General features: G+C 61.2%; 1 protein-coding gene. It reads left to right on the top strand.

Features of this window, described 5'->3' with window-relative positions:
• Positions 1-170 precede the first annotated feature (170 nt).
• Complete coding sequence (locus I7822_RS30885; RefSeq protein WP_504739680.1) at positions 171-479, top strand: nucleotidyltransferase family protein; 309 nt, start codon at positions 171-173, stop codon at positions 477-479.
• The last annotated feature ends 26 nt before the right edge of the window (positions 480-505 follow it).

Here is a 505-nt window from a genome sequence, read left to right as displayed (position 1 = left end):
CGACCGAGACCGTGGTGACCGTGCACCTCCTCGCTTCGCTCGTCTGGGCTTGCCTCGGCGACGGTGAGGAACTCGGCATGGAGCTCGCCTCTGCCATCGAGGACAAGCCGCTCGGCACGGCCGGAAGCGTCAAGAACGCGGAAGAGGCACTCTAGGACGACGCGTTCCTGGTGATCTCGGGCGACGCGCTCACGGATTTCGACCTCACCGACCTCATCGCCTTCCACAAGGAGAAGGGCGCGCTCGTCACGGTGTGCCTGACGCGCGTGCCGAATCCGCTGGAATTCGGCATCACGATCGTGGACGAAGAGGGCAAGGTCGAGCGCTTCCTGGAGAAGCCCACCTGGGGCCAGGTCTTCTCCGACACGGTGAACACCGGGATCTACGTCATGGAGCCCGAGGTCTTCGACTACGTCGAGACCGACGCGTCCGTCGACTGGTCGGGTGGTATCTTCTCGCACCTATTGAAAAAAAGCTAACTGGTTTATGACTTCATTGTTGATAT

This window comes from Metabacillus bambusae (assembly GCF_017497975.1).
GTDB lineage: Bacteria > Bacillota > Bacilli > Bacillales > Bacillaceae > Metabacillus > Metabacillus bambusae.
This window is presented reverse-complemented; position numbering and strand designations above follow the sequence as displayed.